The 11,852-nt window shown below is 63.7% G+C and carries 12 protein-coding genes; 7 read left to right on the plus strand and 5 right to left on the minus strand.

The window, feature by feature from the left end:
* Positions 1–234 precede the first annotated feature (234 nt).
* Complete coding sequence (locus tag ACIQ2A_RS17590) at positions 235–1,989, minus strand: methyl-accepting chemotaxis protein (protein ID WP_398481544.1); 1,755 nt, start codon at positions 1,987–1,989, stop codon at positions 235–237.
* A gap of 206 nt (positions 1,990–2,195) precedes the next feature.
* On the opposite strand from ACIQ2A_RS17590, the gene ACIQ2A_RS17595 reads away from it, so the two are divergent.
* Positions 2,196–2,942: a YebC/PmpR family DNA-binding transcriptional regulator gene (locus ACIQ2A_RS17595; RefSeq protein WP_398481546.1), complete on the plus strand. Its 747-nt coding sequence runs from the start codon at positions 2,196–2,198 to the stop codon at positions 2,940–2,942.
* A gap of 911 nt (positions 2,943–3,853) precedes the next feature.
* Entirely contained in the window at positions 3,854–4,060 is a 207-nt protein-coding gene (locus ACIQ2A_RS17600; RefSeq protein WP_398481548.1) for a hypothetical protein, read from the plus strand.
* Between the two features lie 213 nt (positions 4,061–4,273).
* On the opposite strand, the gene ACIQ2A_RS17605 is transcribed toward ACIQ2A_RS17600, so the two are convergent.
* Both ACIQ2A_RS17605 and pdxH read right to left on the minus strand, forming a co-directional pair.
* Complete coding sequence (locus ACIQ2A_RS17605) at positions 4,274–4,993, minus strand: SDR family NAD(P)-dependent oxidoreductase (protein WP_398481573.1); 720 nt, start codon at positions 4,991–4,993, stop codon at positions 4,274–4,276.
* A gap of 65 nt (positions 4,994–5,058) precedes the next feature.
* Positions 5,059–5,703, minus strand: coding sequence for a pyridoxamine 5'-phosphate oxidase (gene pdxH / locus ACIQ2A_RS17610; RefSeq protein ID WP_398481550.1), 645 nt, complete (start codon positions 5,701–5,703; stop codon positions 5,059–5,061).
* Between the two features lie 168 nt (positions 5,704–5,871).
* On the opposite strand from pdxH, the gene ACIQ2A_RS17615 reads away from it, so the two are divergent.
* Entirely contained in the window at positions 5,872–6,240 is a 369-nt protein-coding gene (locus tag ACIQ2A_RS17615) for an RT0821/Lpp0805 family surface protein (protein ID WP_398481553.1), read from the plus strand.
* Between the two features lie 153 nt (positions 6,241–6,393).
* Complete coding sequence (locus tag ACIQ2A_RS17620; RefSeq protein ID WP_398481555.1) at positions 6,394–7,380, plus strand: DnaJ C-terminal domain-containing protein; 987 nt, start codon at positions 6,394–6,396, stop codon at positions 7,378–7,380.
* A gap of 109 nt (positions 7,381–7,489) precedes the next feature.
* On the opposite strand, the gene ACIQ2A_RS17625 is transcribed toward ACIQ2A_RS17620, so the two are convergent.
* Both ACIQ2A_RS17625 and ACIQ2A_RS17630 read right to left on the minus strand, forming a co-directional pair.
* Complete coding sequence (locus ACIQ2A_RS17625; protein WP_398481557.1) at positions 7,490–8,266, minus strand: anti-sigma factor family protein; 777 nt, start codon at positions 8,264–8,266, stop codon at positions 7,490–7,492.
* Positions 8,267–8,283: 17 nt separating this feature from the next.
* Positions 8,284–8,772: a sigma-70 family RNA polymerase sigma factor gene (locus ACIQ2A_RS17630; protein ID WP_398481559.1), complete on the minus strand. Its 489-nt coding sequence runs from the start codon at positions 8,770–8,772 to the stop codon at positions 8,284–8,286.
* A 225-nt stretch (positions 8,773–8,997) separates the two neighbouring features.
* Between ACIQ2A_RS17630 and fabI the strand changes: the two genes are divergently transcribed.
* The 3 genes from fabI to aroC all read left to right on the plus strand — a co-directional run.
* Positions 8,998–9,819 carry an enoyl-ACP reductase FabI gene (gene fabI, locus ACIQ2A_RS17635; protein WP_398481561.1) on the plus strand — a complete coding sequence of 274 codons (822 nt, stop codon included), beginning with the start codon at positions 8,998–9,000 and terminating at the stop codon, positions 9,817–9,819.
* 132 nt (positions 9,820–9,951) lie between these two features.
* Positions 9,952–10,551, plus strand: a complete 600-nt coding sequence (locus ACIQ2A_RS17640; protein ID WP_398481563.1) for a histidine phosphatase family protein — start codon at positions 9,952–9,954, stop codon at positions 10,549–10,551.
* A gap of 221 nt (positions 10,552–10,772) precedes the next feature.
* On the plus strand, positions 10,773–11,852 hold a 1,080-nt coding region (gene aroC, locus ACIQ2A_RS17645; RefSeq protein WP_398481565.1), incomplete at its 3' end, for a chorismate synthase.

Genomic DNA, 11,852 nt, shown 5'->3' on the forward strand with positions numbered 1-11,852 from the left:
ATGGGTGATCAATGTCAGTCCGTGGGGTTGAACCAATATCGAATGTCATTGGTGTGACATCGGTTCCGGCAGCGCGGTGTTAAGTCGCCCCCGCTCGGTCCCTCATGGTGAGGAGGCGCGCAGCGCCGTCTCGAACCATGAGATGGCTGGGCTCGGAGCTTTCCGCCATCCTTCGAGACGCGGCCTGCGGCCGCTCCTCAGGATGAGGGGGAGAGTGTGAGGCGGCCCTACAAATCAGAGCTTATACGCCGTCCGGAACCCACCCCAGTGCCGGCCCTGCACGCGCACGGGCACGTCGATCTCGCGCATCATCACGGTCTGGCCGTTGCCCATGTCACGGGCGTAGCTCTGGATCAGATAAGCGCGCGTGTTGCGCCCGGCGGCGAGGCCGGCCGGATCGTTGAAGATGCGGCGATTGCGGCTGTTGGCCGTGTTCCAGGCGACATCGCCCGGCCGCTGCGGCTTCGCATAGATGCCGTTATGCACGGGCAGATAGCCATTGCGATCGATCATGGCGCAGAACGCCATGCGCGAATCCGTCGCCAAAAACGCATCCTGGAATTCCGGCAGCGCGCGGTCGGCCCAGGGCAGAATCTTCGTGCGATATTGCACGGGATTGCTGCCGGCGATTTCCTCATAGGTCTCGTCGAACATGTCATCGAGCGTGATCGCGCCTGATGCGATCCCCTCGGCAAAGATCTTGTTCAGCGCGGCGCCTGCATCAAGCGCGCGGGTCACCAGTTCGGTGTTCTCGTCATGGATCGCCCACAGCCGATCCTCGATGCGGCTGACGACATGCGCATCCGGCGCGATGAAACGCGCCTGCGCTCCGGCCTTGTCATGGGCGTCGATCCGCAGCCGGCAGGCGCCGATATCGCCAAGCCCGGCGGACAGCACCTCATGCAGCGGCAGCCGCGTGGCATCAGGTCCACCGATCAGCACGCCGTCCATTGCGATCTCATAGACCGGCGCGCTCACGCGGCCGCTGCGTGTCTCCAGCGTGATCTGCAGGTGGCAGGGCAGGCGCTCGCGCCTGCGCTGCGCGTCGCTATCGGCATCCTGCTTCAGCAGCACCGCGCAGCGCGATTTCAGCTTTGACGCAAACAGCGTCACGGCGGCGCCGGCCTGCGCGACGTCCTCGCCATGCGCCGCCGCTTCCTTCGCCGCCGCATCGATCTCATGGGCGCTGTCGCCGACGGCGACGATGAATTGCGAGGCCGAGGCCGCATTGCTCGACATCTCGCTGGTGGTGGCATTCTGCTCGGCCACTGCGCCATTCACATGCGAGAACACCGGGCGGATCGCCTCGATCGCCGTGGAGATGCGATGCACGGCTTCGACCGAACTCGCCGCATCGCGTTGCAGGGCGTCGATCTTGCGCTTGATCTCCTCGGTCGCGCCCTGGGTCTGCACCGCCAGCGCCTTCACCTCGGTGGCGACAACCGCAAAGCCGCGGCCTGCGCTGCCAGCGCGCGCGGCCTCGATGGTCGCATTCAGCGCCAGCATCGTCGTCTGCCGGGCGATCTGCGCAATGAGCTCCAGCACCTGGCCGATGGCGGCGGAGGATTCCCGCAGCCGGTCCACATTCACGCTCGCGTCGTGGGCGGCAGCGCCGGCTTCGTCGGCGAGCTTGCTGGCATCGCGCACCTGCGCGCCGATGGCCTGCGCCGAATGGGTGAACTTGTCGGCGGCATGGGCGAAGGTGGTCGCCGTCGCCTGCGCGCCGCTGCTGCGCTGGGTCAGCGCATCGGTGCGGTCGCGGATGGCGGTCAGGGTCGCGGCGGTCGATTCCGCGCCGCCGGCCACCGAGCCTGCCGCCTTTTCCAACTGCCGCACGAGGCCGCCGAGTTCGAGCTCCAGCAACTCCAGGATGTCGCGGGCAGGGTCGGGTTCGGGGATGGCGGGAGGCGTGGGAAGAGCAATGTTTTCAGGCTGGATTGCCAGTTCGGCCATCTCGGCCGGCCGTCTGCGAAACAGTCGAATCGCCATGGCCTGTCTCGGCCTCCCCTGATTTTTGCAATTTATGCGAGTAGCCTTGCACCGATCCGTGAAACGATCGTTAAGTGGCAGGCGGGGGAGGCCGGTGATCGTCCTTAATCGGCTGCGACATTTTGATTTTGTGCCGCCTCGGGACTATAACCCCGCGCCACACCCCACAGACCATCACTTCACGTCGGACGATCGAGAGAGACCGTATGGCCGGACATTCCCAATTCAAGAACATCATGCACCGCAAGGGCCGTCAGGATGCCCAGAAGTCCAAGTTGTTCTCAAAGCTGGCGCGCGAAATCACCGTGGCGGCCAAGCTGGGAACGCCGGATCCGGCCATGAATGCGCGGCTGCGCTCCGCCGTGATCGCGGCCCGTCAGGAAAACATGCCGCGCGACAATATCGAACGCGCCATCAAGAAGGCGATCGGCACCGAAGGCGAGAACTATGACGAGATGCGTTACGAGGGCTACGGTCCCGGCGGCGTCGCCGTCATCGTCCAGGCGCTGACCGACAACCGCAACCGCGCGGCGTCGGACATTCGCTCTTACTTCACCAAGTCCGGCGGCAATATGGGGGAAACCGGTTCGGTGTCCTTCATGTTCGACCATGTCGGCGTGATCGAATACGACGCCGCCAAGGCCTCGGCCGATGACATGCTGGAAGCCGCCATCGAGGCCGGCGCCGATGACGTGGTGTCGGGCGAGGACGGCCACGAAGTCTATTCGTCGCAGGATAGTTTCCACGAAGTGACCAAGGCGCTGGAAGCCAAGTATGGCGAAGCGCGTAAGGCCGCGCTGATCTGGAAGCCGCAGAACACGATCGCGGTGGATGACGAGACCGGCGAAAAGCTGATGAAGCTGGTGGATCTGTTGAACGATCACGACGACGTCCAGCATGTCTATGCGAATTTCGAGATCTCGGAAGCGCTGATGGCGAAGCTGGGCGGGTAAGGCTCGAGCGCGCAGACCCCTGTAGGATGGGTAGAGCGTCGGCGCTTAGCGCCGGAGCGAAGCCCATCGGCGGAGTTTGCCGCAATGACGGAATGATGGGTTTTCGCGGAGTTTATCATCGGGCGCGCTTCGCGCGACCTGTTGGCTCGACCCATCCTACTGTATCGAGTTTTGTTCTTATTTCGTTCTTGACAAAATTCCCATCGTCGCCATACTTTCTCCCGTCTCGTTCGTGAGGGGCGCTTTCATGAGGCGTCTTTAAGCGGAACGTGGATGCGGCGCCTGCGGGCCGGGGGAGGACGTATCCCCCAGCACTCGGGTGGTCGGGGGTCACCGTCCGGGCCCACTACGGGGCCCTGCCGCTAGTGCGGCTGGACGTGGTGCGGGCGAAGGCGGAGAAATCCGTCGGATGGCTCTCTTATGGAGAGCGCCCAGTACCCGGAAGAACGGTCCTTCGGCCAGAAAGAACGTCGCGGTGGCGCGCCGTAAGGCGTTGCGCTTCTCAGGTTTGCTGGCGATCCAGCAGACAGGAGCAGCGTCAAGTCCACTCAAGTGCGCCTTGCGGCGTGCCACCTCCCCTCATGTTTGGAGGGGAAAACTTCTCATACCTCGGACGCTTCATGCGCCGCGAGAATGCGACGCTGCGGCCGTAGGATGGGTTGAGCGCAGGCGCGAAGCGCCGGAGCAAAAACCCATCGGCCGAGCCTGCGGCAATCGACGGAATGATGGATTTTCGCGGAGTTTATCATCGGGCGCGCTTCGCGCGACCCGTTGGCTCAACCCATCCTACGGCACTACATCCATAGGTGCTCTCTTCCGCCACAATGTTTCCAGTAAAATTCGACCTGTTCGCTGAACGGTTGCGCTAAACCTTGCTGTCATAAGCGCTGTCTCGACTGAAGAGGACAGCAATGGTTGACAGAACAGAACTACCCGGGCGGAACGTCGTCGATCTGCGCTCCTACCAGGCAGCGCGCCGCGGCAAGGCTCAGCCAATGACGGCACGCAATTGCCGCCATTGCGGTGCGGCTCTGCTGGATGGCGAATCCGACGATGATTGCTCGAGCGCCGGCATTGAAGCCGCCGCGCCGATGCTGCGGAAGTTTTACGCGGACTGACGGTCCCGTTCTTCCCTCAAGAGGAGCGCCAGAAAGGCGCCTGCCTCACTCCTTGTGCTTAAAAATCCCCTGTTACAACAAACTCCGCCCTCATCCTGAGGAGCGCGCAATTGCGCGCGTCTCGAAGGATGGTCGCGAACTCCGGAGCCCTGTCAGCTCATGGTTCGAGACGGCGCTTGCGCGCCTCCTCACCATGAGGGACGGAGCGAGCAACTACACGTGCTGCCCGCCATTGATGTGGATCTCGGCGCCGTTTACGTAGGAGCTCGTCTCCGTGCACAGCACATAGATGATCTTGGCGACTTCGTCCGGCGTGCCCAGGCGATGCATCGGGATCTGGTGATCGACGATCGCCTGCGTGCCCGGCGACAGGATCGATGTATCGATCTCGCCCGGCGCGATCGCATTGACGCGCACGCCGAGCGGACCGAAATCGGACGCCATCTCGCGGGTCAGCGAAGCCAATGCGGCCTTCGATGTCGCGTAAGCCGCGCCCGCAAAGGGATGCACGCGCGAACCGGCGATCGAGGTCACATTCACCACCGAGCCTTTCGCGGCCTTGAGCTGTTCGATCAATCCGCGCGCCATCATGATTGGCGCGAAGAAGTTGACGTTGAACACATGGGTCCAGGTGGCGACATCGGTGCCGATCGAGCCCAGGCGCGAACCGCCTTCGCCCTTCGGCGAGATCGCGGCATTGTTCACCAGCGCATGCAACGCGCCGCCATTGAGGCGCTCCTTGATGTCGTCGATGGCACGCGCGGTGTCGTCATGGTCGGAGAGATCGACCTGGATGTGATCTTCCGGGCCCGCATCCCACGGGCAGACTTCCGGGAACGGATGCCGCGAACAGGTCAGCACGCGCCAGCCGGCGCTGGAAAAGCGCATCACCGTGGCATGGCCGATGCCGCGGCTGGCGCCGGTCAGCAGCATGGTGCGCTTGGGCGCGTTGGAGCCGGGATGGGTCGCGGCTTTGGGCCTCGCGGCCGGATCAGCGTTCACGGATACATCCTCACTTTGCTCCAGGCGGAGCCGGCTGCCTCGCGGCGGAATTCGATACGGTCATGCAGGCGATACGGGCGATCGTGCCAGAATTCGATCCGCTGCGGCGTGATGCGCCATCCGCTCCAGCCCGGCGGACGCGGCACAGCGCCGATCAGGTGCTTTGCGCCTTCCTTGGCGATCGCCTGCTCGAACGCAAAGCGGCTCTCCAGTGGCTGCGACTGCTTGCTCGCCCAGGCGCCGATCTGCGCCTGCTTGGGGCGGCTGGCAAAATACTCGTCGGCCTCTTCAGGCGTCACCGGCGTCACCAGGCCGCGGATGCGGACCTGCCGGCGCAGCGATTTCCAGTGAAACAGCAGGGCGGCCTTGGGATTTCCGGCCAGCTCCTGGCCCTTCTGGCTGGCGATGTGGCTGTAAAAGACCCAGCCATCGGCATCGAAGCCTTTCATCAGCACCATCCGCACATCGGGAAGCCCGTCGGCATCGACAGTGGCCAGCGCCATCGCGTTCGGATCGTTGGGCTCGGACCCCTTGGCCTCGTTAAACCATTCGGAAAACAGCGCAAACGGCTCCTCGGCCGCCGTAAAATCACCTGACGTTAACGGAGTTGCGTCTTTGATGGGGGCGGTCGTGTCGGTCATGTCCGGAGTTCCGTATTGCGTTGGCCTATCCGCGAGTGCGTGCGGCAATCCTCATATAGGCAGGTCCTATATAGGACACGGGACCGCATTGGCCTATCGGGTCTGTGCCCGCTCAGGGCTGCGTTGACAGCTATTCTCATCGGCACTGGTTTAGGCGGCTGCAGCATCATGCGCAGCGATGACGGCCCGTTCGCCAAAATGGAAGGTGGCGACGTCACCGGCTCGATCACGCCGATAGCGCAGCCGGCGAGTTATGACCCGACCGAAGCCGATCTGGCGCTGGCGCGGAACGCCGCGAGCGATGTCCTGACCAAAGGCAGTCGCGACTCCAGCCAGCCCTGGGAAAATCCTGCAACCGGTGCGCGCGGCTCGGTGACGCCGCTCTCCAGCACCTATGTGGCGGAAGGCAAGACCTGCCGTGATTTCCTGGCCTCTTACGTCAACGGCACCACCGAAAGCTGGATGCAAGGTGCGGCGTGTAAAGGCGAGCGTGGCCGCTGGGATGTTCGCACCCTGGTGCCTTGGAAGCGCAGCTAGGATTTGGAAGCGCAGCTGAGTTTTGCAGAGCTGCTTGCGGTCCCGTTGCAAAAATGACACGAACACACCAGATGAAAAGGCAAGCAGGCGGAGCCTGCACGCCATTCACGCGGGCAATCGCCCGCCATTTGCATAATTGAGGAGAGACGACGGATGCGCGACCCCTATGAGGTCTTGGGGGTGCAGCGGGGCGCCAGTGCTGCGGCGATCAAGAGCGCCTTTCGCAAGCTCGCCAAGAAGCATCATCCCGACGCCAACAAGGACGATCCGAAAGCCGCCGAGCGGTTTTCGGAAGTGAACTCGGCCAACGAAATTCTCGGCGACGAGGAGAAGCGCAAGGCGTTCGACCGCGGCGAGATCGACGCCGAGGGCAAGCAGCGCTTCCAGGGCTTTCCCGGCGGTGGCCGCGGCGGTGCGCGCGGCGCTGGTGGTTTTGAGCACGCCTTCCGCGGCGGCCAGCAGGGCTTTGGCGGCGCCGGCGCCGGCGGCGCAGGCTTTGAGGATATCCTGAACAGCATGTTCGGCGGCGCCGGTCCGCGCGGCGCGCGCGGAGGCGCGCAGTCGTTCGAATTCGATGGCGGTGGATTCGGTGGTGGCAGCGCCTATGGCGGCGGCATTCCCGATCTCGACATCAATGTCGCCATGACCGTCACCTTGGAGGAGTCCGTCAAGGGCACCGAGAAGCGCGTGCGGCTGTCGACGGGCAAGGAGCTGAACGTCAAGGTTCCGGCCGGCGTCACCAATGGTCAGCAGATCCGCCTGCGCGGCCAGGGCGAAACCGCGCCCGGCCATCGTCCCGGCGACCTGATGATCACGGTCACCATCGCGCCGCATGCCGTGTTCAAGATCGACGGCAGCGACCTGCGCGTGGATTTACCGATCACGCTGTACGAAGCCGTGCTCGGCGCCAAGGTGCGTGCACCGACATTGACGGGGGCGGTCGAACTATCGATCCCGAAGAACACCTCGAGTGGCCGTGTGTTTCGCCTGAAGGGCAAGGGCCTGCCCAAAGCCGATGGCGCCGGCGATCTGTATTTCACCACCCGCATCATGCTCCCCGACGGCAACGACGCCGAACTGGAAGCCCTGATGGAGAAGTGGCGCGACGGGCATCCGTATAATCCGCGGAGTGAGATGTAACACTCCGACTTCTCAGTCGTCATTGCGAGCGAAGCGAAGCAATCCAGTTCTTGCTTTTGGCTTTCTGGATTGCTTCGTCGCTACGCTCCTCGCAATGACGACAGAGATATTATCCGCCCAACTTTTCCGTCTGATCATAAATCGCCCGCGCGACCGTATTCAGCCGCTCCTTGTCGGACGTGCCTGACACCACATAGCCGACGCCCTTGTCGGCCCAGAACATGGCGCCGTCCTTGTCCTGCGCGGCATAGCGCATCGAGGTGGTGTCGGTCTTGGCGCGCGACGTATAGAGCGTGAAGCGCTCGCCGCTCGCGGTCTCATACATGAAGAACGCAGCCGGCGCGTCAGGGCCGGGCAGCAAGCGTCCGCCGACGAGTTTCAAGCCGCTGCTATCCAGATCCGGCGCCTTGATGGCATAGCCGACGCGTTTTGACAGCCACTGCTGCAGATGCGCGCGCTCGTTGCCCGCGACCTCGACGGGATGGCGGACTTCGACCACATAAGTGCGATGCGCATCAAGCGCGTCCAGCGCAAAGGTCTGGAAGTTCGGTGACGCAGCTGAGGCGCCGCGCGCGAGCCAGCCGACGCTGCCGCCCGCAACGAAAGCAACAAGTGCGGCCGCGACGGCGCCATACATCCACGGCCGCGATTGGGACTGCCGGGTGAGGCGTTCGAGTTCGAGCCGCTGCGGCACCGGTTCTTCGGCCACGGCGTCGTAGCGGGCATGCAGCAGCTCCGCCATGCTGCGCCAGGAGCGGACGCGCTCGGCATCGTCCGGATGCGCCGCGAGCCACGCTTCCACATCGGTGCGGCGCTCGGCCGGCAATTCGTCATCGACGAAGGCGTGGAGTTCGTCTTCGGTGACGGGGATTTTCGGGTCGGTCATGTCCGGTTCCTCTGCAATCACTTGACCGCGCGCAGCGCCGGGCGCTCGCCGTCGAGATAGGCTTTGACATGGGCGCGGGCGCGGGCGAGACGCGACATCACGGTGCCGATCGGCACGCCCTGGATATCGGCGACCTCGCGATAGCTGAGCCCTTCGAGCATCACGAGCAGCAGCACCGAGCGTTGCTCCTCGACGAGATGGGCCAAAGCCCGCGAGATGTCGCGGCCTTCGGCTTCGGTGCCTGACGCGTCGGCATTGTTGTCATACAGTTCAGTGAAGATGGGCTTGCGGGCCAGCGAGCGGCGGCGGTTGCGGTTCAGATTGGTCAGGATCGTGTACAGCCAGCTGCGCAGATCGCCGCCGATGAACAGCTTTTCGGAGCGCAGCGCGCGCACCAGCGTGTCCTGCACGAGGTCATCGGCGATATCGGCGTCGCGCGCCAGCGCGCGGGCATAGCGCCGCAACGCCGGGATCATGCTTTCCACGCCCTCGCGGAATGCGTTCATGAGGCTGTCGCCATTGGTCGGGGTCCATCGGTATTTCGGCGCGGCCACAATTGCCGCATCCATCATAACACCTTGTCCGGGCGTCTATTCCTGCGCTCGCGGACATGGTGAACAGACCACGATCCCGGCACTTTGGGGCTATACCCTGCGGCAGTGCTGGTGTACCCCAAAGGCCAGATTTTGGGCTCGGCCACGAGCCGGCCCGCCAGCGAAAACGGAGGCGATATGAGCGAAGTGTCAGGCCTGATGAAGGGCAAGCGTGGTGTCATTCTGGGCGTCGCCAACAACCGCTCCATCGCCTGGGGCATCGCCAAGGCGTGCCAGGCGCAGGGTGCCGAAATCGCGCTGACCTATCAGGGCGATGCGCTGAAGAAGCGGGTCGAGCCGCTGGCTGCCGAACTCGGCGCCGAACTGCTCGGCCATTGCGATGTCACCGATCCCGCCACCATCGATGCGGTGTTCGATCGCCTGAAGGAGAAGTGGGGCAAGATCGACTTCGTCGTCCATGCGATCGCGTTTTCGGACAAGAACGAGCTGGAAGGCCGTTACGTCGATACGTCGGCGGAGAATTTCAGCAAGAGCATGCTGATCTCCTGCTACTCGCTGACCGCGATCGCCCAGCGCGCCGAGAAGCTGATGACCGACGGCGGCTCCATCGTCACGCTGTCCTATTACGGCGCCGAGAAGTGGATGCCGAACTACAATGTCATGGGCGTCGCCAAGGCAGCTCTCGAAGCCAGCGTGCGCTATCTCGCAGCTGACCTGGGCGAGAAGGGCATCCGCGTCAATGCGATCTCGGCCGGCCCGATCAAGACGCTGGCTTTCGCTGGTATCGCCGACTCGCGCTACCTGCTGAAGTACAACGAAGTGAACGCGCCGCTGCGCAAGAACGTCTCGATCGACGAGGTCGGCCAGAGCTCGATGTATTTCCTCTCGGATCTCTCCAGCGGCGTTACCGGCGAAGTGCATCATGTCGATGCCGGCTATCACGTGCTCGGCACCAAGGTGCCGGATGCGCCGGATATCCGCATGGGCAGCGGAGAGTAAGCACTCCGCACCTCTCCACGTCCTTGCGAGGAGCGAAGCGACGAAGCAATCCAGTTCTTGCTTTTTGGTTTTCTGGATTGCTTCGCTTCGCTTCGCTCGCAATGACGACTTTTTCTTCCTGAGTTTCATCCCATGCCAAAGCCGGTCATTTATTACATCCGCCACGGCCAGACGGAGTGGAATGCCCTGGGCCGTTTCCAGGGCTCCAAGGACATTCCGCTCAACGATCTCGGCCGCGAACAGGCGACCCATGCCGGCGGTGTGCTGAAGGATCTGCTGGCGCGCCACAATCGCACGCATCGCGATGTGAGTTTTGTCGCCAGCCCGCTCGGCCGCGCGCGCAACACCATGGAGCTGGTGCGCACGGAGCTTGCCATCCCGGTCGGCGACTACGGCCTCGATGACCGCCTGCGCGAGATCGGTTACGGCGACTGGGAAGGCTTTACGATCGCCGAACAGGAGGCCGACAAGCCGGATTTGTTCGCAGCGCGCCTGACCCAGAAATGGACACTGCCGGCGCCAAATGGCGAGACCTATGTGCAGGTGGAAGAACGCGTTCGCGCCTGGGCGGCGGAGCTGACCGGCGATGTGGTCGCGGTGGCCCATGGCGGCACCTGCCGCGCGCTCATGGTGGCACTCGGCATCGACACGCCCGACGGCGTGGCCGAGCTGCCGATCCAGCAGGGCGCGGTGTATGTGTTCGGCGCGGATGGGCTGGAGAAGTTCAGCTAGGCTCGCCCCCCGGCGTTGCTCGCCACGTCGTCCCCGCGAAAGCGGGGAGCCATAGACTCCGAGTTGGTGTGACGACACGGCCTCTCGGACGGCGACCAGCCACTTCGACGGTGGTTATGGATCCCCGCTTTCGCGGGGATGACCGTCGACAGGTCGTCATTTGACCCTTTTGACCACTCGCGTTACGACATTTGCAACTTTGCAGATCGGCTCTGAGCTCCATGTCCCACAACACCTTCGGCCATATGTTCCGCGTCACCACCTTTGGCGAGAGTCATGGTGTGGCGATCGGCTGCGTGGTCGACGGGTGCCCGCCGATGATCCCGCTGGAGGCGGCCGAGATCCAGCTCGATCTCGATCGCCGCCGTCCCGGCCAGTCGCGTTTCACCACGCAGCGGCAGGAGCCCGACGCGGTGAAGATCCTGTCCGGCGTGATGCCGCATCCGCAGACCGGTGTGCAGGTGACGACAGGCACGCCGATCGCGCTCTTGATCGAGAACACCGACCAGCGCTCCAAGGACTATTCGGAGATCAAGGACAAATTTCGTCCCGGCCATGCGGACTTCACATATGAAGCCAAATACGGCCTGCGCGATTATCGCGGCGGTGGCCGTTCCTCCGCACGCGAAACGGCAACGCGTGTGGCCGCTGGCGCGATTGCGCGAAAAGTCCTGCCGGGCGTCAATGTGCGCGCCGCATTGGTGCAGATGGGGCCGCACAAGATCGACCGCGCCAACTGGAATTGGGACGAGGTCGGCAACAACCCGTTTTTCTGCCCCGATGCGGAGAAGGCGGCCTTCTATGCGGACTATCTCGACGGCATCCGCAAATTCGGCTCCTCGATCGGCGCCGTCATCGAAGTGGTGGCCGATGGCGTGCCCGCAGGTCTGGGTGCGCCGATCTACGCCAAGCTCGACTCCGATATTGCCGCAGCGCTGATGAGCATCAATGCCGTGAAGGGCGTCGAAATCGGCGACGGTTTCGATGCTGCGGCCCTCACTGGCGAGGAAAATGCCGACGAGATGCGGATGGGCAATAACGGCCCGACCTTCCTGTCCAACCATGCCGGCGGCATTCTCGGTGGCATTTCCACCGGCCAGTCGATTATCGCGCGTTTCGCCGTGAAGCCGACCTCGTCGATCCTGTCGCCGCGCCAGACCGTGGATCGCAACGGCGCCGATACGGATATCCTCACCAAGGGCCGCCACGATCCCTGCGTCGGAATCCGTGCTGTGCCGGTGGCCGAAGCCATGGTCGCCTGCGTGATCGCCGATCATTTCATCCGCCATCGCGGGCAGGTC

The organism is Tardiphaga sp., from assembly GCF_044336785.1.
Lineage (GTDB): Bacteria > Pseudomonadota > Alphaproteobacteria > Rhizobiales > Xanthobacteraceae > Tardiphaga.